The 18,123-nt window shown below is 59.0% G+C and carries 17 protein-coding genes, 1 tRNA gene and 1 pseudogene; 11 read left to right on the top strand and 8 right to left on the bottom strand.

Annotated elements, in window-relative coordinates; genetic code table 11:
* The first annotated feature begins 5 nt into the window (after window positions 1-5).
* The 6 genes from HX869_RS13295 to HX869_RS13270 all read left to right on the top strand — a co-directional run bounded on the left by HX869_RS13295 (window position 6) and on the right by HX869_RS13270 (window position 6,963).
* The gene (locus HX869_RS13295; RefSeq protein ID WP_003212037.1) at window positions 6-638 is read left to right on the top strand and encodes an urea amidolyase associated protein UAAP2; all 633 of its coding nucleotides are present in this window, start codon (window positions 6-8) and stop codon (window positions 636-638) included.
* Window positions 639-942: 304 nt separating this feature from the next.
* Window positions 943-4,584 (top strand): urea carboxylase, encoded by a 3,642-nt coding sequence (uca, locus tag HX869_RS13290; RefSeq protein ID WP_178903177.1) that lies wholly within the window; start codon window positions 943-945, stop codon window positions 4,582-4,584.
* A 73-nt stretch (window positions 4,585-4,657) separates the two neighbouring features.
* Window positions 4,658-4,870: a cysteine-rich CWC family protein gene (locus tag HX869_RS13285; protein WP_003212042.1), complete on the top strand. Its 213-nt coding sequence runs from the start codon at window positions 4,658-4,660 to the stop codon at window positions 4,868-4,870.
* On the top strand, window positions 4,870-5,562 hold the full coding sequence (locus HX869_RS13280; RefSeq protein ID WP_178903176.1) for a pseudouridine synthase: 693 nt from the start codon (window positions 4,870-4,872) through the stop codon (window positions 5,560-5,562). Before HX869_RS13285 ends, HX869_RS13280 begins: the two co-directional genes overlap by 1 nt.
* 305 nt (window positions 5,563-5,867) lie before the next feature.
* Window positions 5,868-6,752: an alpha/beta fold hydrolase gene (locus tag HX869_RS13275; RefSeq protein WP_003212046.1), complete on the top strand. Its 885-nt coding sequence runs from the start codon at window positions 5,868-5,870 to the stop codon at window positions 6,750-6,752.
* 137 nt (window positions 6,753-6,889) lie between these two features.
* Window positions 6,890-6,963: transfer RNA gene (locus tag HX869_RS13270), tRNA-Gly, on the top strand.
* 115 nt (window positions 6,964-7,078) lie between these two features.
* On the opposite strand, the gene HX869_RS13265 is transcribed toward HX869_RS13270, so the two are convergent.
* The 4 genes from HX869_RS13265 to HX869_RS13250 all read right to left on the bottom strand — a co-directional run bounded on the left by HX869_RS13265 (window position 7,079) and on the right by HX869_RS13250 (window position 11,601).
* Window positions 7,079-8,854 carry an amidohydrolase gene (locus HX869_RS13265; RefSeq protein ID WP_256344527.1) on the bottom strand — a complete coding sequence of 592 codons (1,776 nt, stop codon included), beginning with the start codon at window positions 8,852-8,854 and terminating at the stop codon, window positions 7,079-7,081.
* A gap of 24 nt (window positions 8,855-8,878) precedes the next feature.
* Window positions 8,879-9,802: a lysine exporter LysO family protein gene (locus HX869_RS13260; protein ID WP_043225584.1), complete on the bottom strand. Its 924-nt coding sequence runs from the start codon at window positions 9,800-9,802 to the stop codon at window positions 8,879-8,881.
* Complete coding sequence (locus HX869_RS13255) at window positions 9,799-10,572, bottom strand: 2OG-Fe dioxygenase family protein (protein ID WP_177035866.1); 774 nt, start codon at window positions 10,570-10,572, stop codon at window positions 9,799-9,801. The genes HX869_RS13260 and HX869_RS13255 overlap by 4 nt, the downstream gene beginning before the upstream one ends.
* A gap of 222 nt (window positions 10,573-10,794) precedes the next feature.
* Window positions 10,795-11,601, bottom strand: a complete 807-nt coding sequence (locus tag HX869_RS13250; RefSeq protein ID WP_008437814.1) for a polysaccharide lyase family 7 protein — start codon at window positions 11,599-11,601, stop codon at window positions 10,795-10,797.
* Between the two features lie 574 nt (window positions 11,602-12,175).
* Between HX869_RS13250 and HX869_RS13240 the strand changes: the two genes are divergently transcribed.
* Together HX869_RS13240 and HX869_RS13235 are read left to right on the top strand one after the other, a co-directional pair.
* On the top strand, window positions 12,176-12,457 hold the full coding sequence (locus HX869_RS13240; RefSeq protein WP_008437813.1) for a BrnT family toxin: 282 nt from the start codon (window positions 12,176-12,178) through the stop codon (window positions 12,455-12,457).
* A 3-nt stretch (window positions 12,458-12,460) separates the two neighbouring features.
* Window positions 12,461-12,811: a BrnA antitoxin family protein gene (locus HX869_RS13235; RefSeq protein WP_178903175.1), complete on the top strand. Its 351-nt coding sequence runs from the start codon at window positions 12,461-12,463 to the stop codon at window positions 12,809-12,811.
* A gap of 49 nt (window positions 12,812-12,860) precedes the next feature.
* Here the strand turns inward: HX869_RS13235 and HX869_RS31535 are convergent.
* Together HX869_RS31535 and HX869_RS13230 are read right to left on the bottom strand one after the other, a co-directional pair.
* Window positions 12,861-13,101 (bottom strand): annotated as a pseudogene (locus HX869_RS31535) (GNAT family N-acetyltransferase); the annotation flags it as partial.
* A gap of 33 nt (window positions 13,102-13,134) precedes the next feature.
* Window positions 13,135-14,025 carry an SDR family oxidoreductase gene (locus HX869_RS13230; protein WP_178903174.1) on the bottom strand — a complete coding sequence of 297 codons (891 nt, stop codon included), beginning with the start codon at window positions 14,023-14,025 and terminating at the stop codon, window positions 13,135-13,137.
* A 95-nt stretch (window positions 14,026-14,120) separates the two neighbouring features.
* Between HX869_RS13230 and HX869_RS13225 the strand changes: the two genes are divergently transcribed.
* The 3 genes from HX869_RS13225 (at window position 14,121) to HX869_RS13215 (ending at window position 15,699) form a co-directional block, all read left to right on the top strand.
* Window positions 14,121-14,933, top strand: a complete 813-nt coding sequence (locus HX869_RS13225) for a helix-turn-helix transcriptional regulator (RefSeq protein ID WP_008437810.1) — start codon at window positions 14,121-14,123, stop codon at window positions 14,931-14,933.
* Between the two features lie 161 nt (window positions 14,934-15,094).
* The gene (locus tag HX869_RS13220) at window positions 15,095-15,388 is read left to right on the top strand and encodes a type II toxin-antitoxin system RelE/ParE family toxin (protein ID WP_134325879.1); all 294 of its coding nucleotides are present in this window, start codon (window positions 15,095-15,097) and stop codon (window positions 15,386-15,388) included.
* A gap of 2 nt (window positions 15,389-15,390) precedes the next feature.
* Window positions 15,391-15,699: an addiction module antidote protein gene (locus HX869_RS13215; RefSeq protein WP_003212064.1), complete on the top strand. Its 309-nt coding sequence runs from the start codon at window positions 15,391-15,393 to the stop codon at window positions 15,697-15,699.
* Here the strand turns inward: HX869_RS13215 and HX869_RS13210 are convergent.
* Window positions 15,692-16,882, bottom strand: a complete 1,191-nt coding sequence (locus tag HX869_RS13210; RefSeq protein ID WP_178903173.1) for an MFS transporter — start codon at window positions 16,880-16,882, stop codon at window positions 15,692-15,694. The genes HX869_RS13215 and HX869_RS13210 overlap by 8 nt on opposite strands.
* Complete coding sequence (locus HX869_RS13205; protein WP_178903172.1) at window positions 16,879-18,042, bottom strand: MFS transporter; 1,164 nt, start codon at window positions 18,040-18,042, stop codon at window positions 16,879-16,881. Before HX869_RS13205 ends, HX869_RS13210 begins: the two co-directional genes overlap by 4 nt.
* Window positions 18,043-18,123 lie beyond the last annotated feature (81 nt).

Raw genomic sequence — 18,123 nt, 5'->3', positions numbered from 1 at the left:
CTGCCATGTCTATCGCACTCGCCAAACAACCGGACGCGGCCGTGTACCGCGCGACCATTCCCGCCGGCGAACCCTGGCTGATGGAAGTCAAGGCCGGCCAGACCCTGCGCATCCTCGACCTTGAGGGCAACCAGGCGGTCGACACGCTGTTCTACAGCCTGAAAAACCCCAGGGAACGCTACGACGTGCAGCGCACCCTGCGTCGGCAAAACAGCGTGTACCTGAGCACCGGCAGCGTGCTGTATTCCAACCTCGGCCAGCCGATGCTGACCATCGTCGACGACACCTGCGGACGCCACGACACCCTTGGCGGCGCCTGCGCCCAAGAGAGCAACACCGTGCGCTACGCCCTGGAAAAACGCTACATGCACAGCTGCCGTGACAACTATCTGCGGGCCTGTGCCCACGATGGCCGGCTGGGTAAAAGCGACATCGGGCCGAACATCAATTTCTTCATGAACGTGCCGGTGACCGCCGATGGCGGGTTGACCTTCGAGGACGGGATTTCCGCCCCCGGCAAGTACGTCGACCTGCGGGCCGAGATGGACGTGATCGTACTGATCTCCAACTGCCCGCAACTGAACAACCCGTGCAACGGCTACAACCCAACCCCTGCGGAGTTACTGGTATGGAACTGAAGATCAAGCGGTTGCGCCAGTGGTTGTTCGCCCTGTGCCAGGCCCGGGCCGGGCAGTGCCTGCGAAAACGCTGAAGATCAACTGTGGAGATGACCGGTAGGAGCTGGCTTGCCTGCGATAGCGGTGGATCAGCCGACATATGGGGTGACTGATCCACCGCCATCGCGGGCAAGCCCGGCTCCCACAGTTGATCTCCATTGGTGTTGAAATTTGCGCTGCGGACGACCGCAGCGCCATCCACATTTGCGGGACGGCCCGCATCCCAGGACAAGGCCGAGCACTCATCGGCCTGCGGGGTTTTGCCATGTTCGAAAAACTGTTGATCGCCAACCGTGGCGCCATCGCCTGCCGCATCCTGCGCACCTTGCGTGAGCTTTCGGTCAAGGGCGTGGCGGTGTATTCCGAAGCCGATGCCGCGAGCCTGCATATCCAGCAAGCGGATGAGGCCTACAGCCTGGGCGAAGGCGCGGCGGCCGGCACCTATTTGTCGGTGGAGAAAATCCTCGCCACGGCCAAGGCCTGTGGCGCCACCGCGATTCATCCCGGCTATGGCTTTCTATCGGAAAACGCCGCCTTCGCCGAAGCCTGCGAAACAGCAGGCATCGCCTTCGTCGGCCCGACGCCGGAACAGCTGCGGGTATTCGGCCTCAAGCACACCGCGCGCGCGTTGGCCAGGCAGCACAACATCCCGCTGCTGGAAGGCACCGAGCTGCTTAACAGCCTCGACGCCGCACTACTGGCCGGGGAAACCGTGGGCTATCCGATCATGCTTAAAAGCACCGCCGGTGGTGGCGGGATCGGCATGCGCGTGTGCCACAGCGCCGATGAATTGCGCGACTGTTTCGAGGCGGTGAAGCGCCTGGGCCAGAACAATTTCAGCGATGCCGGTGTGTTTATCGAGAAGTACATCCAGCACGCCCGGCACCTGGAAGTGCAGGTGTTTGGTGATGGCTGCGGCGAGGTCATCGCCCTCGGCGTGCGCGACTGTTCGGTGCAGCGGCGCAACCAGAAAGTGCTTGAAGAAACCCCGGCGCCGAACCTGCCCGACGGCATGGCGGATGAGCTGTGCCGTGCCGCCATCACCCTGGCCAAGGCAGTGAATTACCGCAGCGCCGGCACCGTGGAATTTATCTTTGATAGCGCCGATGGCCGCTTCTATTTTCTGGAAGTGAACACCCGGTTGCAGGTGGAGCATGGCGTCACCGAGCAAGTGTGGGGCGTGGACCTGGTGCGCTGGATGGTGCAATTGGCCGCCGGGGAAATGCCGCCATTGCGGGAACTGCAACTGAAGCCTCACGGCCACGCGATTCAGGCACGCCTGTACGCCGAAGATCCGGGCCGGGAGTTTCAGCCAAGCCCGGGGCTTTTGACGTATGTGGACTTCCCGGTCGCTGAAGGCCTGCGCATCGACACGTGGGTGGAGGCCGGTTGCGAGATTCCGCCCTACTTCGACCCGATGATCGCCAAGCTCATCACCTGGGCGCCGACCCGCGAACAGGCACGCCTGGATTTGCATCAAGCCCTGAGCAACAGCCAACTGTACGGCGTGGAAACCAACCGCGATTATCTGCGCCAGATTCTGCTCGCTACACCGTTCGCCAGTGGCCATCCGTGGACGCGCTGCCTTGAAGATTTGGTGTACCACGCCAACACGTTTGAAGTGCTCAGCGCCGGCACGCAAACCAGTGTGCAGGACTATCCGGGGCGCCTCGGTTACTGGGCCGTAGGCGTGCCGCCGTCGGGGCCGATGGACAGTCGCGCGCTGCGCCTGGGCAATCGCCTGCTGGGCAATGCCGAGGGCACCGCTGCGCTGGAAATCACCATGAGCGGGCCGTTGCTGCGCTTCAATTGTGCGGCGGTGGTGGCGGTGACGGGTGCAGCCATTGTGCTGCGCTTGAATGATGAAGCGGTACCGATGAACACCGCGTTGCTGATCCCGGCGGGCGCAACCTTGAGCCTGGGCACCATCGCCGGGGCCGGAGCTCGCAGCTACCTTTGCGTACGCGGCGGGCTGCAGGTTCCGGATTATCTGGGAAGCAAAAGTACCTTCACCCTTGGCCAGTTTGGTGGGCATGGCGGGCGGGCTTTGCGGGCAGGTGATGTGTTGCACTTACTGCCGTTGGAGGATCTCAGTTGCGGCAATACGCTAGTGCCTGAACCGCTTGGCGAGGTGCGAACACTGCGGGTGATCTACGGCCCCCACGGCGCGCCGGAATACTTCAAGCCCGAGTACATCGAGACGTTCTTTGCCACCCAGTGGGAAGTGCATTTCAACTCCAGCCGCACGGGTGTGAGGTTGATCGGGCCGAAGCCTCTGTGGGCGCGTACGGATGGCGGTGAGGCGGGGTTGCATCCGTCGAATATTCACGACAATCCGTATGCGATCGGTGCGGTGGATTTTACCGGGGACATGCCGGTGATCCTCGGCCCCGACGGCCCGAGCCTGGGTGGGTTTGTATGCCCGGTGACGGTGATCGAGGCGGACTTGTGGCAGTTGGGCCAGCTCAAGGCGGGTGACAAAATCTGCTTCACCCCCGTCGACATCAAGACCGCCCGCGACCTCGCCTTGAACTGGGATCGTTCCCACGCTCTGCGTGGGAATGCCGCCTGGGACGCTCCGCGTCCCGCTGTCGACGCAATGACGCAGAGCGTCACAGGATGCATTCCCACGCAGAGCGTGGGAATGATCAGGTCGCCTGTTGTTCTGGACATCGGCCAGGCCGACACCCGCCTCGTCGCCCGCCTCGCCGGCGACACCCACCTGCTCCTGGAAATCGGCGCCCCGGAACTCGACCTGGTGCTGCGCTTTCGCGCCCACGCCCTGATGCAAGCCCTCGAAGCACAAGCCCTGCACGGCGTCATCGACCTGACACCCGGCATCCGCTCCCTGCAAATCCACTATCAGCCCGAACAACTTACCCTCGCCGACCTCCTGGCGCTGATCACCGCCGAATGGCACGCCGTCTGCGCCAGCCAAAACCTGCAGGTGCCGTCGCGCATCGTCCACCTGCCACTGTCCTGGGACGACCCGGCCTGCCAACTGGCGATCGAAAAATACATGACCACCGTGCGCAAGGATGCCCCGTGGTGCCCGAGCAACCTGGAGTTCATCCGCCGCATCAACGACCTGGCCAACCTCGACGAAGTGCGCCACACCGTGTTCGATGCCAGCTACCTGGTGATGGGCCTGGGCGACGTCTACCTCGGCGCGCCCGTGGCCACGCCGCTGGACCCGCGTCACCGCCTGGTCACCACCAAGTACAACCCGGCACGCACCTGGACCGCCGAAAACTCCGTGGGCATCGGTGGCGCCTACCTGTGCGTCTACGGCATGGAAGGCCCCGGCGGTTATCAGTTCGTCGGGCGTACCTTGCAGATGTGGAACCGCTACCGGGAAGTGGCCGCGTTCGATGGCAAACCGTGGTTGCTGCGCTTCTTCGACCAGATCCGCTTTTACCCGGTGAGCGCCGATGAGCTGGTGCAGATACGCCGGGATTTCCCCCTTGGGCGGTTTGAACTGAACATCGAACACAGCCAGTTGAACCTGACGGATTACCAGGCCTTTCTCGCGCAGGAAGCCGAAAGCATCGGCGCGTTTCGCGGGCAACAGCAGCGCGCGTTCAACGCCGAACGCGAACGCTGGATCGCCAGCGGCCAGGCGCATTTCGACAGCGAGGAACTCGCCGCACCACCGGGCGCAGACACGCCCTTGCAGGCCAACGAATACAGCATCGACAGCCACATCGCCGGCAATCTCTGGCAAGTGCAGGTGAGCGCTGGCGAACGCGTGGCGGCGGGGGATGTGCTGGTGATCCTGGAGTCGATGAAAATGGAAATCCCGGTAGTCGCACCGTTCGCCGGTACCGTGCGGGAAATTCCGGTGCAGCCCGGCAGCGGCATTGGCGCAGGCCAACGGGTGGTGGTGCTGGAGCGTGATTTGCAATAACGCGGCGGGGCTGTATCGTGCAAGGCACACCGGGTTTCACCGGGACCTTGTCCGATACAGCCTGAACCGACCGATGACCACGCCAACCCTCTGCCCCGCCTGCGGCGCCCGCAACGATTGCGCCCTGGCCGACCCGCGCACTGCCGACCAGGCGTGCTGGTGCTATTCCGTCAGCATCGACCCCGCGGTGCTCGAAGCCTTGCCGGCGGAACTGCGCAACAAAGCCTGCCTGTGCCCGCGTTGTGCCCAGGTGGACGAACAACTGCGCGGCAACGAGCGGTCGTAATGCGCGTAGATCGTTTCCTCAGCAACCTGCCGCGTTTCAACCGTAAACAGGTTCGCCTGTTGCTGGTGGAGCGGCGGATCAGCGTCGACGGCCAGGCCATCAGCGATCCGCACCACCCGGTAAGCGAGTTCAGCCGTGTGTTGCTGGATGACGAAGTGCTGCAAGCCGGCAAACCCGCGCGTTACTTCATGCTGCACAAACCCCAGGGCTGCGTCAGCGCCACGTCCGACCCGCAACACCCCACGGTGCTCGACCTGCTGGATGAACCGGACAAGCACGAGCTGCACATCGCCGGTCGTCTGGATTTCAACACCACCGGCCTGATGCTGATTACCAACGACGGCCAGTGGTCGCGCCGCCTGACCCAGCCGCAAACCAAGTTGCCCAAGGTGTACTACGTCGAGACCGAGCAGGACATCGGCCCGCAATACACGGCCACTTTCGCCGCCGGCCTGTACTTCGCCTTTGAAGACCTCACCACCCAACCGGCGGAACTGGAACTATTGGGCCCCAGAACGGCGCGCCTGAGCATCATTGAAGGGCGTTATCACCAGGTGAAGCGCATGTTCGGGCACTTCGACAACAAAGTGATACGCCTGCACCGCGAACGCATGGGACCGCTGGAGTTGGACGCAGCCCTTGCGCCAGGCCATTACCGGGCGCTTACAGAGGCTGAAATCCAACAGGTCTGATGACCGTTCAGCCGATGATGGCAAAAACCCACGCCATCGACTGGCGAACTGGCATCCCTGATGCTTGAATCAACCCAGCCAGCCGCAATCTGACTGGCGAGTCACCCCTACCTACAAGAAACACTTTGCCCGTCCGCACGCTTGACCTGCGGGCCTCTCACGGCAAATTGCCCGCCATAACAACACCCGTCGGCCAGCCAGTACCGGATCGACATGGGCCCTCACTTCCAGGCGTATGCCTACCTGTCACAAAGCTCGTGCAGAGTGATCTGCGCGCATTACCCGCTTGCCAGGAGTCTTACGACATGAGGCCAGAAATCGCTGTGCTGGATATACAGGGTCAGTATCGGGTTTACACGGAGTTCTATCGCGCGGACGCAGCAGCCAAGACCATCATCCTGGTCAACGGCTCAATGGCCACCACTGCGTCTTTCGCCCAGACCGTGAAAAGCCTGCACCCGACGTTCAACGTGGTTTTGTATGACCAGCCCTACGCTGGCCGCTCCAAAATCCACAACCGCCACGAGCATATGCTGACGAAAGAAGTCGAGGGCCAGATCCTTCTGGAACTCATCGACCACTTCGCCGCCGAACACGTGCTGTCCTTTTCCTGGGGCGGCGCCGCGACCCTCGTCGCCCTCGCCCACCGCCCGCGCCGTGTGGAAAAGGCCGTGATCAGCTCGTTCTCCCCGGTGATCAACGCCCCGATGCGCGACTACCTGGAGCGCGGTGTCGACTACCTCGGCAACCTCGACCGCGACCGCGTGGGCCACCTGGTCAACAGCACCATCGGCAAACACCTGCCGTCGCTGTTCAAACGCTTCAATCACAAACACGTGAGCAGCCTGGCCGAGCACGAGTATGGGCAGATGCACTTTCACATCAGCCACGTGCTCAACAGCGACCGGCTGTGCTACCTCAAGGCCGCTAAGCAGATTGATATACCGGTGTTGTTCTTGAACGGCGAATGGGACGAGTACACCAGTGCCCAGGATGCCAAGCTGTTTGGGCAACATATTGCGAAAAGCAGCTTCGGCACGATTCAGGCAACCGGGCACTTTCTGGATATGGAGCACAAGGCCGCGTGCCGGGATAGCCGGGAGGCGTTGATGGGCTTTTTGAGACCGGAGCAGCAGCCAAGCCGGTTGCGGTACCACGCGTCACAGCCACAGCATGCGTTTGCCGTATGAGCGGTGGGGTTGTGGGCGGGCCGGATTTCCCAGGGGGGCCGCCTGCCCACGATCGACCGTTGGCACGTAAAACACAGAATTTTCGAAGAAAAACTTCAAATCCGCGAGCACATCTGGTACAAAGTCAGCCGCTCTGAGCGGGTATAGTTTAGTGGTAGAACGAAAGCTTCCCAAGCTTTAGATGAGGGTTCGATTCCCTCTACCCGCTCCACTCAGATTTTGCTCCTGCGTCAGGCTGGTTTTGACGGGGGATGTGTAAAAAAACCGGTCCTTGGTGTCCGGTTTTTTTATGGGTGGGATTTGGAAATTAAACGGTCGAACCGGGCTCATTCAATCGCCTGATAGACCTTCTTCCCGCCAACCCAAGTCTGCAGGACGCGTGTCCTCCAGATGTCTGCCGGGCTGACGGCAAAAATGTCCTGATCAACCAGGATAAAATCGGCCCACTTTCCGGGCTCAATGCTGCCTTGGGTAGCTTCTTGATGGGCTGCATAAGCTGCATCCAGCGTAAATGCACGGAAAGCCTCGAAGAGGGTCATGGCCTGCTCAGGGTGCCATCCAGCCAAGGGGTTGCCCTCATGATCCGAGCGAGTCACGGCAGCATGTATGCCGTAGAACGGATTGGCAGATTCGACTGGGAAGTCTGACCCTGCCGCAATTTTCGTTCCCTGGTTAAGCAGAGTGCGCCAGGCATAAGCCCCCTTGATCCGTTCGACACCCACCCTGTCCTCAGCCATATTCATGTCGCTGGTAGCATGTGTAGGCTGCATCGATGCAATCAGCCCTAGATCGATAAAGCGCGGTATCTGCGCCACATCAACCACCTGCGCATGCTCGATCCTGTTACGCAAGGCGCGCCCACCGACTGTGGCGTAGGTCTGTTCAAAGCTATCCATGACCTGCTTGATGGCAGCATCACCGATGCCATGCACATTAGCTTGAAAGCCGGCTTTCAGTACCGACTCAATCTTGTGCTTCATCTCCTGCCGGCTTTCAAAAAGCAACCCCTTGTTGGTTGGGTCGTCGGTGTATGGCTCAAACAGCGCCGCACCACGGCTTCCCAAAGCGCCATCGGCATAAAGCTTGACGCTACGAATGGTAAGACGATCATCGCCGTAGCCGATCAAAGGGCCGTCCTGGGACAACACCGCGAAATCATCCCCCGCACCGTTGATCATCGAGTAGACACGTAACGGAAGCCGGCCGCGATCGGCAAAACCGCGCATCGTCTTGATCATCTGCCTATCAGCACCTGCATCGTGCACAGATGTCAGTCCTTGTGCATTGAGATGCTCCAATGCAGCCTGCAACGCGACCTCTCGCTCCTGCTCGTCAGGCAGCGGAATAATATCCGCGACCAGCCCCATAGCGGCGTCGATAAATACACCTGTCGGGTTACCTTCTGCATCCCGTTCGATACGTCCGCCTTTCGGATCAGGCGTGTCCTTAGTAATACCCGCCAGTTGCATCGCCTTGGTATTAGCCCATCCGGCATGGGCATCCACCCGAATTAGCCACACTGGTCGATCGACAACGACCTTATCAATTTCGGCAGCCGTCGGAAACCGCCCCAACTTCCAGGTAACGTGGTTCCAGCCTGAGCCGGTCAGCCAACGGGCGCCGGGGCGCGCTGCAGCGAATACCCGAAGCCTCTCCTGCGTATCAACCAGTGTTGGAGAGCCCCGTAAAGCAATGCTTCGAAGGGACTCTCCAAGCCATTTGATATGGCCGTGCGCATCGGTCAACCCAGGCAAGAGGGACGCCCCCTTACCATCGATGCGCGTCGCCAATGCATGCTTGCCAGCAAGATCGGCCGCCATACCGACGCAAATCACTTTGCCCGACGCATCAAAGGCCAACGCATCAAAACGCATCAGACCGCCTCCACTCACGGTATAACCACGCACATTTTCCATAATCGTTGGCTCCGCCCGGACAGGCCCCGCCAGCGACAGGAACATAGCCACCGGGATCAACGCCTTGGGCTGAGTTTTGATACACATCAGCAGCTGTTCAAACGCGGCAAGCATCGGGCCGAGCGTGAGACTTTTAAATGCTGATGGTTGCAGACTCGGTTTTTCTCCTGAAAATCGTGGAGTCATGATTTCCTCCAGTAAGAGGTCACGTCATGCGGTCAGAAAGAAGGTTATAAAAAAGGGCGCTAACACCGTCAGAATCAAACCACTCATGAGAGCGGTAGGCAGCGTGTCGCAGTGGCAGGTTTGGCGCACGATCGGTAACGTCGAGTCCAGAGCGGTTGCCCCAGCGGCGGCAATACCGACCTTTGGGTGGAAGCCACCGACCAGGTACAGTAAAGCGATCGCGATCAGTTCGCGCCCCAGGTCTGCGAGCAATGCCGTAGCGCCATGAACTTCTCCGGACAGCCCTCCGACCAGTACGCTGGATAGCGTGAACCATCCAAATCCCGTCGAGAGTGCCAGGAGCAAACGGATATCTTCGCCAGTGATGAAATGAACCGCATAGGCTCCCAATATTGAGCCAATGACCACGGCAATCGGAACGCATAGAACGCCCCATGAGATCCAGTCACGACCTAACTTGATGCTCGACAAGTCGAGTCCCACCAAGAAGATCAGTACCATTAACATCACGTTGCTGGGTGGAAGCCACAAGCTTGCAACGGTTGATTCTGCATATGTGAACAACACGCCCAAGGCCACCATCAGCAGCGCAATAAAGCACTCTTTCAGAGGAGCAGCAGCGCCATGCATATCGAAACTGGCAACCCTGCCTGGTTCTCGTCCAGCCCCTCTCAAAGCCGCCAAGCCCAGCAGCAGCATGCAAGGCACCACTGTTGTTGCGACCGCGACAAGCGAAGATGTCTTGAGCACATAGCCAACCGCATCCAGCGAAGAAACCACTTCGCCGAACTCAGTGCCTATCAGAAAAAGTAGCCCCCAAACCAAAGGGCTGATCAGACTGACCAATCGGGCAACAACTTTATCCGGGAGCAAGAGTTTGCTCGATAGATAGCCTATTCCCAACGCAATCAAGATGGGTAATATCGAGCTCAACGCCTGCACCGTCATATCCTCTGAATGGTTGGCGAGAAATCAACCAAAACAATACAGCGCTCACAGACTCCGGGAGAGGCGTCGTCAAGTTTCTTGATCGGGCTTATGTAGTGCGAAACCTTCGGATCATGAACGGCAAAACTATCGAGAGGCTCCGAAAGGGTAAACTCCGCCCAAATCTGACTTGACCGCGCGTCCTCAAACAGCATGTTTCGAATTTCCGGATGCCCAATAAAATTGATGCCACCCGTCATGTTCGAAGAACGGTAGATCAAGTGCGCAAACGTGAAGGGCTCTCCATCCTGGTGAAAAAAGTTCGGTGAGCTTATACCTGGCTGATCCGAACTCGCGGACGTGAGTTTTACAAAATGCACCCCAAAATAGATAGGAAGGGGCTGGCCAGGATGCTGCCAGAACGTCAGGGAAAAATCTTCATCGATCAGGTCGAGTAGTACTCGATTGTTTTTTACCGCATCACTCAACGCGTGAAAGTAGCGAATATTTGCGTGATCCGGATTGTTACCGCCTTGGTCGTAACCTGCGCGTCCGTGGCCTGCCCCATCTTTGACGATTGGCAACCAGTGGCCTTTATGCGTGTCTTGCCAGGGAAGAATGACTCCGTTGCCATACCGTCGAAACCTGTTTACTCCAGGCGGGGCGTACTCATCCGGCTCCAACTGTTCAAACTCTCGACGTAATTCTGCGAGCTCTTCGACGCAATGAGTCTGGCTCACACGAGGCATGTAATGCAGATATCCATCTTCTGCTAAGGCACTTCGAGGCATGGTCATTCCTCCTTGGTTTGATGCCATCAAACATAGGCAATCACCGTGGAGAACTTCAATGGAGGCGCGAACAACGAGAAGTGTCTTACAACGACGTCGGACGCTAATGGGGAGAGGGGGAACGAATCTTTTTACTCGGCATTACTGACGCAGTACTGCGCAGACAGGGTGAAACTGTACGCAGGTTGCTGGGCCGGGGAGTCTCTGAACCGGCGCACACTGCTACTGGTAACCCACATCCAGGGAGGTGTACGCAACAATAGCTGCCCCGCCGTCCTGCTCAGCGGTCTGGTTGTAATTCCCGGCCTTGAAATACAGATTGATGCCCTGCCAACCCGATGGCGGAATATCGAATTCCCGGCTGGCCTGCCTGCCATTCGCCGCAGCCGAAACCAGCAGCACCATGCCACCCTCGGAGCCCTTGACCTCAATCTTGTAATTCAGCTTGTCGTTAAGCTCGAGCCCCTTCAGCAATACTGTCCGTTGCTCCTTCTGCCCATAGCGCGTTTTGGTCCCGGCGATGATCGAGCCACCTTCCCAGCGAAGCTTCAGCAGCTCCGAACCTCCCGCCTTGTCGCCATGTATCTGGGCAAATATGATCGATTTTGTGCTTGGATTTTGCACCACATAAAGCTCGCCGGACTGGGTGTTATCAAACACATCACCTGCGGTGAACTCTCTTTTTGCCCGCAGTTCAACCCGGGGATAGTGACTGTTGGGCGTCGCGTTAAAACCCGAGGGTGTGTTGAATACCAGCGCTCCTTCCGGCACACCTTGATGGCATCCCGATGAGCGATAACAGTTTGTGTAGAAATAGGCGTTCTGAAGATTTTCGCCTAGCGCTATTTCTTCTGGCTGACCTTGCGCATTGAAATCCTGAAGAACGTACGCACGGCTCAGGTTGGGCAGGTTGTCGCCTGGGGTTTTTGTGGCATCCAGGGCAAAGGCATTTCCACCGTTAAAAATCACTCCGATGGCCAAGACCGACACCACGCTAAATCCAGCGCCAAACACTTTAAATGCGTGCATCACCGTCACCGATCATTCGTCAAAGCGCCAACTGCAACGCCAGCAATCCGACAGCGATTGGGGGCGTCGAATCAATGTGGGTGAGTTATACGAGCCAGTACACATCTGTTGATCCTCGGTTAGGACCACCTTCCGAAGCTACTAAACAAAGGGTGGCGGCTATACGCGGGTTAGTAGACCGGTTGATCAACGAAACCGGCGCGCCCAAAGGCGCCCCGCGTACAGCCACCATAAAGACCAGACATTCAAACGTCTGAAAAATGGCACAGCCATACGCCGTTGATCAAATCGGGCTACTAAACCCGACCGCTGATGGGCAGCGGCTGACGAACCTTAAAGACGTCGCCCAAGGCGTACAACCGGGACGATTCTGATGGCTGTGTAGGCAAAGCCGCAAGATCTCTCTTCCAGATAGCTGCGCTCAACAATCCCCCCTTGGTTCCTCACCTTCCCTACACACTAAGCATCCCCCTCATACCGGGCGCATCAGCGTCGACCGACGGAAATCCGTCATCCCTTCCCTCAAGATCCATCCCCCAATCAATCGCTTTTTTATACATATAAAATATGCATAATGAAAACCTTCAGAATCCAGTATGACTACACCAAGAACACACTGAATCAGCTAAAGCACAGAGGTGTAAGCCTGGCCGATGCTGAACCGGTATTTCACGACGCTAAAGCATTGATGATAGAAGACCGCGACCACGATGAAGAACGCTGGGTAGTCGTGGGCAAAGATGCAAAGGATCGAATATTGGTGGTGGCCTACACCTACCGTGATCCGAATTTCGTACGCATCATCAGTGCAAGGCTCGCATCCAAAAGTGAACGACGCCAGTATCTGGAGGTTTGAACCATGAAAGACGAATACGATTTCAGCTCAGGGAAGCGCGGTGCTATTGCAGGCAACAAAGGCAAGACACGCATCACCATCATGCTGGATGACATCGTGATCGATGCAGCACGCACATGCGCCGAAAACGCCGGTACGGGCTATCAGACGGTGATCAATAACATTCTGCGCCAGGCTCTGGTCTCCCAGGATGCACATAACCTAGTAACCGCCCCGAAAAAGCGGGCGAAAACCTTGCCTGTCATCAATGACAGGATCAATGCATCCGATGTGGAAGCCTTGGAACAGCAACTGCTTGCTGTCGCGGGGGAGTTGCATCGTGTGTTAGGAGCACACAACTCCGGCAAACACTAAGCCAGGCCTCAAGCGTGGTGTTTCACAATGATCAAACGGCCCGTCTCATTCACCGAATACGTTTGAAATAAACCAGCTCCGGATCATCCTCATCCGGGTTCTCGATAACCCCGCTTGGAAAAAACCAGCCTTGGCGATGAGTCTCTGGGAAGCGACGTTGGACGTATTTGCCGAGGTAAAAAGCTTCATCGTCTTGCAGGCGGTCTCAGAGCAGCAAGCAGCCGAAGCGCTATTCCTTGACGTTGGAATGCTGGAGAAACAACGACTAATGAAACAAACCCGTTCTCGAAAACATTAGTAATCTGCCCTCCAGCAATTCGACCTTAAAAGCCCTCCAACTGCGCAAGATCCGCAAGCAACCCCGGCCCCACCGGTTCCCATCCCAACGTCTTGCGCGTGATCGCACTGGATGCAGGCATATCGTGAGCGGTAAACCTTGCCAACCAACCAAAAAACTCCTGAGCCTCTTGCGCCGAAATGGATTTAACCGGCAAACCAAGCCGAGTCCCCAACACCTCGGCAATCTCCCGCTGCGACACACCCCGCTCTGCCACCGCGTGATACCTCGCGCCCGGTTCGGCTCTTTCAATCGCCAGCCTGTAGAGCCGGGCCACGTCCAGAATATGTGCCGCCGGCCAACGGTTTTTCCCGTCAGCGATGTAAGCGCAAACGCCTTTCTCGCGATACAACTCGATCACCGGGCTAACCAGCCCCTGCCTGACGGTGTCGTGTACTTGAGGCAAACGCATCACCGACACATTCACCCCCGTCGCGGCTACAGCGTTAGCCGCTTCTTCCGACGCTGCACGAGGAATTTGCGCTGAGGTAACCACCGCACCATCCTCCGTCGCCAACTGCCCCGGCACGGTGCTCGCAATTCCGACACCGGAGGTAATGATCAGCGGTCGATCCGACCCGGCAAGTGCCTCTCCCAGCGCCTGGATAACCCGGCGGTCGTCCTCGCAGTTCGCGACGAATTTCGAGAAGTCGTGATTGAACGCCAGGTGAATCACGCCATCCGCCTGGGCAACACCAGACTTGAGGCTTCCCAGGTCCTCAAGCGACCCACGATGTACCTGAGCCCCGGCGGCCTCCAGCGCTGCCACCTTGTCATCCGAGCGGCACAACCCCAGCACCTGATGGCCCGCCGCGATCAGTTCCTTGACGACAGCCGACCCGATAAATCCGCTGGCACCCGTTATAAATATGCGCATGAACCGTATCTCCGTGTGTATTCAGAGACTAATCTGTGCGCTTGCCCTATACGGGTAAAGTAGTGAAGTTATCAGGGTATAGAGGCTAACAGGCTATGAGCGCAAACCAGTTGGGCAGCTATCTGAAAGACCGACGTACCCGGCTTGATCCGGCGGCATTCGGCTTCTCATCGGCACGACGGCGTACGCCAGGTTTGCGCCGCGAAGAGGTGGCCCAACGCGCGAACATCAGCCCCACCTGGTACACCTGGCTCGAACAGGGCCGTGGCGGCGCGCCGTCGGTGGAAGTGCTGGAGCGGATTGCCCATGCGCTGATGTTGACCGATATCGAACGCGAGCATCTGTTCCTGCTGGCCTTCGGACGCCCACCCGAAGTGCGCTATCAGCAAAACGAAACGGTGACGCCACGCCTGCAACGGGTACTGGATGCCTTGAACCCCAGCGCCGCGATCCTGCGTACGGCGACCTGGGACGTGGTGGCCTGGAACCAGGCGGCGACGGTGATGTTGATGGACTACGGATCCCAGGCGCCGGAACAGCGAAATATCCTGCGGTTCATGTTCCTTGATCCCAATTCCCGCGCGGCCCAATACGACTGGGAAAGCGTGGCGCGGTTTGTGTTGGGGGCTTTCAGGATTGATACAGCGCGCTCAGGCGCGGCGGAGCAGGTGCAGCCGCTGGTGGATGAACTGTGTCGACGCAGCCCTGAATTTAAGGCGATGTGGAGCGAAAACGATGTTCAGGGCGCCCATGGTGATCGCATCAAGCGGATACGCCATTCGGTGTTGGGGCCGATCGAATTTGAGTATTCGGTGTTTGCGGTCGATGGGCGCAAGGATCTGAATATGGTGGTGTACAACCCGGCGACGCCGGAGGATGCGCAGCGGATCGCATCCTTGATGGATTAGGCGCCAGCAACTGCAAGAGACTTCGACACTGCAATCGCTCGCAACAAGAGACCATTTGAATCCTTAGCCTTACTCACATCATTCTCCTGCGCCTAACCGCGCCGCGCGCACGTGCTCATGCCTATTGCCAGCAAGTATCCATATGGATACAGTGAAAATCCGTGAACTATCTAGTCCAGCAAACGCAGACCTTCATTACCTGGCATTCAGCAATACTTGATTTACGCGCAAAAATCGCCATCGCCCGGCGCATCGATCGCGCATCTGCTGGCAATCTGGGCGATATAAAGACGGTAGGCAATGGTGTCTCGGAAATGCGCGTAGATATCGGTCTGGGTTATCGAGTGTATTTCACGCAGCGAGGAAGAACCGTCATCGTCTTGCTGGCCGGTGGCGACAAATCCTCACAAGACGCCGACATCCGGCGAGCAAAAAAACTGGCAAAGGAAGTTTGATCATGAGCCAAACACTGACGACATTTGATATGGCGGCACTGCTCGACAGTGATGAAGCCATCAGCGAATACCTTTCTCAAGTTCTGGCCGACGGCGATAATGAGGAGTTCCTCAGGGCCGTCGGGTACGTGGCCAAAGCTCGCGGGATGGCGCGGGTCGCGACCGATACCGGCATGGGCCGTGAGAGTCTGTACAAGGCATTTGCCCCTGGAGCAAAGCCCCGCTTCGAAACGGTACTCAAGGTGCTTCACGCACTGGGTATCGATCTGCAAGCACAGCCGGGGCATGTCGCCAATCATTCGATTATTTGAGTGAGCAGCCCCGCTGCACCACCCACGCCAACGGCAACGTCAGCAACAACATCCCCGCCAGCACCATCACCGCCACCGGCACGCCCATCAAGTCCCCCAGCCCGCCAAACAGAACCGGCGCCAACGCGCCCCCGCCGATGGTGCCGGTGTAGAACACGGCAAACGCCTGCTCTCGTTTACCTGCGCCAGCGAGATCCGGCACCGCGCCGTAAAGCACCGACGACGTGCCATTCAATGCCAGCCCCAACACCGGCAACATCACCATCAACCCGCTCAACGGCAGGTACACCGCCGCAACGATCAACACCGCCGTGCTGCTCTCCGTCAGCCACACGGTTTTCATCATGCCGATGCGTGCGCCGAGGTAGCCGCAGAGCAATTTGCCGAAGGCGCCGCCGATAAACAGCATGGTCAGCGCGAGACCGATGCCCGCAGTGCCGGCGCCTTTAGCTTGCAGAAGAAAGGGCAGAAACGTGAGAAAGCCCATCCGCACGGCACTGTCGAGTGTGCCCGTGACGATCAGCGCACGCAGACCGCTGACCGAGCCACTTCCGATCAAGGTCTTGGCGGTTTTGCCGGAAGCAGACGCCGCTGCCTGCGTTGGGATCAGCCACCACAGCAACCCCGCCGCGGCCAATCCCAGCATTCCAAGAAGCGTGACGCTCGCGCGCCAGCTGATGACGGTCAGCAACAGGCCGACCAGCCCGGGAACCAGGGTTTTGCCAATGTCTCCGGAGAAGTTGTATTGAGACAGCGCTTCCTTGACCCCACCACCGCTCTCGTAGGTGTCGGTGATCATCGAAGAAGCCAGCGGATGCTGGGTACTCGCCCCCAGCCCGCCCAACAGCAGCGCCAGCAACAACATGCCCAACCCGGTCGCCTGCCCCACCAACAGATAGGCAACACCGGCAAGCGCCGTGCCGCCCACCAGCATCGGCGTGCGTCCCCAGCGTTTGGCGGCACGACTGGCCATCAACTGAAACACCGCCATCATCCCGGAATAGGCACCGCGCAGCAGGCCGACCTGGGCGTAGGTCATGCCGAACTGCGCTTGCCAGATCGGCAGCAGCACGTAGATCACATCGGTCAGGCCATCGTGAATCGCGTGGGCGCTGCAGCCGGCGATCAACGAGCGGCGACGGGCGGAAGTCTCGGGTACCGGCAGGGCAACGGCATCGTTCATGAGGTCTTGCTCAGTTCAGGTTGGAGGGGCTTCCAGCCCGCCAGGGCGATCAGCAACGACAGTAGCTGGAAACCGATGATCAGCGCCACACACCCCACCCAACCCCAACGCCCCCAGATCAGCGCCGGGACGATGGCGCCGAAGCTGCCGCCCAGGTAATAGCAGGTGAGGTACAGGCCCACGGCGCCGGCCTTGTTGTGGCGAGCGGTGGCGGTGGTGAAGGCGCTGGCGGCGGCCTGGGCGAGGAACACGCCCGTGGAGCTGAAGGCCAGGCCCAATACGATGCACCACAGGGATGGCAGCAAGGTCAGGCCCGAGCCACAAACGCCAAGCACCGCAGCCGCCGTCAGCAGTTCGGATTGCGGGCGGGATTTGCTCAGGCGCCCGGCAACGGGAATGACCACCAGGGCCAGCAGGAACACCATGTAGATCGTGCCCAGCGCCGCCGGGCCAAGGTCGAACGGGGCTTGGCTGAGGTAAAGGCCAGCGTAGGTAAACGTCGCCACTTGGGAGAACAGCACGCAAAATCCTACGGCGTAGGCTGCCAGCAACGGCGTGCCGAGCACATCGGCCCAGGTGGTTGAAGGTCGCGCAATTCGGGGTGGATTGCCCGGCAGCAGGAACTGGATAAACCCGCCCACCATCAGGCTCAACACTGCCAACAGCTCGAAGGCTTCACGCCAGCCGACGTACTCGGTCATCACACCGGTGACGAAGCGCCCGGCAAACCCGCCGAGCACGGTGCCGGCCACATAGAGGCTGGTGACTTCGGTGACGGTGCCGCCGCGCCAGCGATCACCGATGTAGGCCACGCTGGTGGCGAACACCACGGGGATCAGCATGCCTTCGATAAAGCGCCACACCAGCAGTTCGGCAAAGCTGCTGGCATAGGCAGTCATCAGCGCCGGCAACGCCAGCAACAGCGCGGCCGCCGAGATCACCGTGCGTTGCTCAAAACGCCCGGTCAGGCGGCTGACAAAGGGCGCGGTCAGCGCTACCGCCAAGGTGGTGACGGTAATGCTCCAACCGGCCGCCCTGGCGCTCACTTCAAAGTTGGCGGCAAGGGTCTGCAAAATGCTCTGGGTGGCGTAGAGGTTGAGAAACGCCGCGCAGCCACACAGGAACAGGGCAAGACGGGCACAATGCAAGCGCGGTTTCATGAAACCTCTCGTTTTATTATCTGAGGCCTTTATAGAATGACCCGCACACCCGAGACCAATACCGATTTCGAACCGATCAAT

The organism is Pseudomonas sp. P7779, from assembly GCF_013386315.1.
GTDB lineage: Bacteria > Pseudomonadota > Gammaproteobacteria > Pseudomonadales > Pseudomonadaceae > Aquipseudomonas.
This window is presented reverse-complemented; position numbering and strand designations above follow the sequence as displayed.

Bases quoted from the DNA above. Each gene is read 5' to 3' on its own strand.
- HX869_RS13295 (WP_003212037.1), top strand. From the start codon at position 6: ATGTCTATCGCACTCGCCAAACAACCGGACGCGGCCGTGTACCGCGCG.
- uca (WP_178903177.1), top strand. From the start codon at position 943: ATGTTCGAAAAACTGTTGATCGCCAACCGTGGCGCCATCGCCTGCCGC.
- HX869_RS13285 (WP_003212042.1), top strand. From the start codon at position 4,658: ATGACCACGCCAACCCTCTGCCCCGCCTGCGGCGCCCGCAACGATTGC.
- HX869_RS13280 (WP_178903176.1), top strand. From the start codon at position 4,870: ATGCGCGTAGATCGTTTCCTCAGCAACCTGCCGCGTTTCAACCGTAAA.
- HX869_RS13275 (WP_003212046.1), top strand. From the start codon at position 5,868: ATGAGGCCAGAAATCGCTGTGCTGGATATACAGGGTCAGTATCGGGTT.
- HX869_RS13265 (WP_256344527.1), bottom strand. From the start codon at position 8,854: ATGACTCCACGATTTTCAGGAGAAAAACCGAGTCTGCAACCATCAGCA.
- HX869_RS13260 (WP_043225584.1), bottom strand. From the start codon at position 9,802: ATGACGGTGCAGGCGTTGAGCTCGATATTACCCATCTTGATTGCGTTG.
- HX869_RS13255 (WP_177035866.1), bottom strand. From the start codon at position 10,572: ATGCCTCGAAGTGCCTTAGCAGAAGATGGATATCTGCATTACATGCCT.
- HX869_RS13250 (WP_008437814.1), bottom strand. From the start codon at position 11,601: ATGCACGCATTTAAAGTGTTTGGCGCTGGATTTAGCGTGGTGTCGGTC.
- HX869_RS13240 (WP_008437813.1), top strand. From the start codon at position 12,176: ATGAAAACCTTCAGAATCCAGTATGACTACACCAAGAACACACTGAAT.
- HX869_RS13235 (WP_178903175.1), top strand. From the start codon at position 12,461: ATGAAAGACGAATACGATTTCAGCTCAGGGAAGCGCGGTGCTATTGCA.
- HX869_RS13230 (WP_178903174.1), bottom strand. From the start codon at position 14,025: ATGCGCATATTTATAACGGGTGCCAGCGGATTTATCGGGTCGGCTGTC.
- HX869_RS13225 (WP_008437810.1), top strand. From the start codon at position 14,121: ATGAGCGCAAACCAGTTGGGCAGCTATCTGAAAGACCGACGTACCCGG.
- HX869_RS13215 (WP_003212064.1), top strand. From the start codon at position 15,391: ATGAGCCAAACACTGACGACATTTGATATGGCGGCACTGCTCGACAGT.
- HX869_RS13210 (WP_178903173.1), bottom strand. From the start codon at position 16,882: ATGAACGATGCCGTTGCCCTGCCGGTACCCGAGACTTCCGCCCGTCGC.
- HX869_RS13205 (WP_178903172.1), bottom strand. From the start codon at position 18,042: ATGAAACCGCGCTTGCATTGTGCCCGTCTTGCCCTGTTCCTGTGTGGC.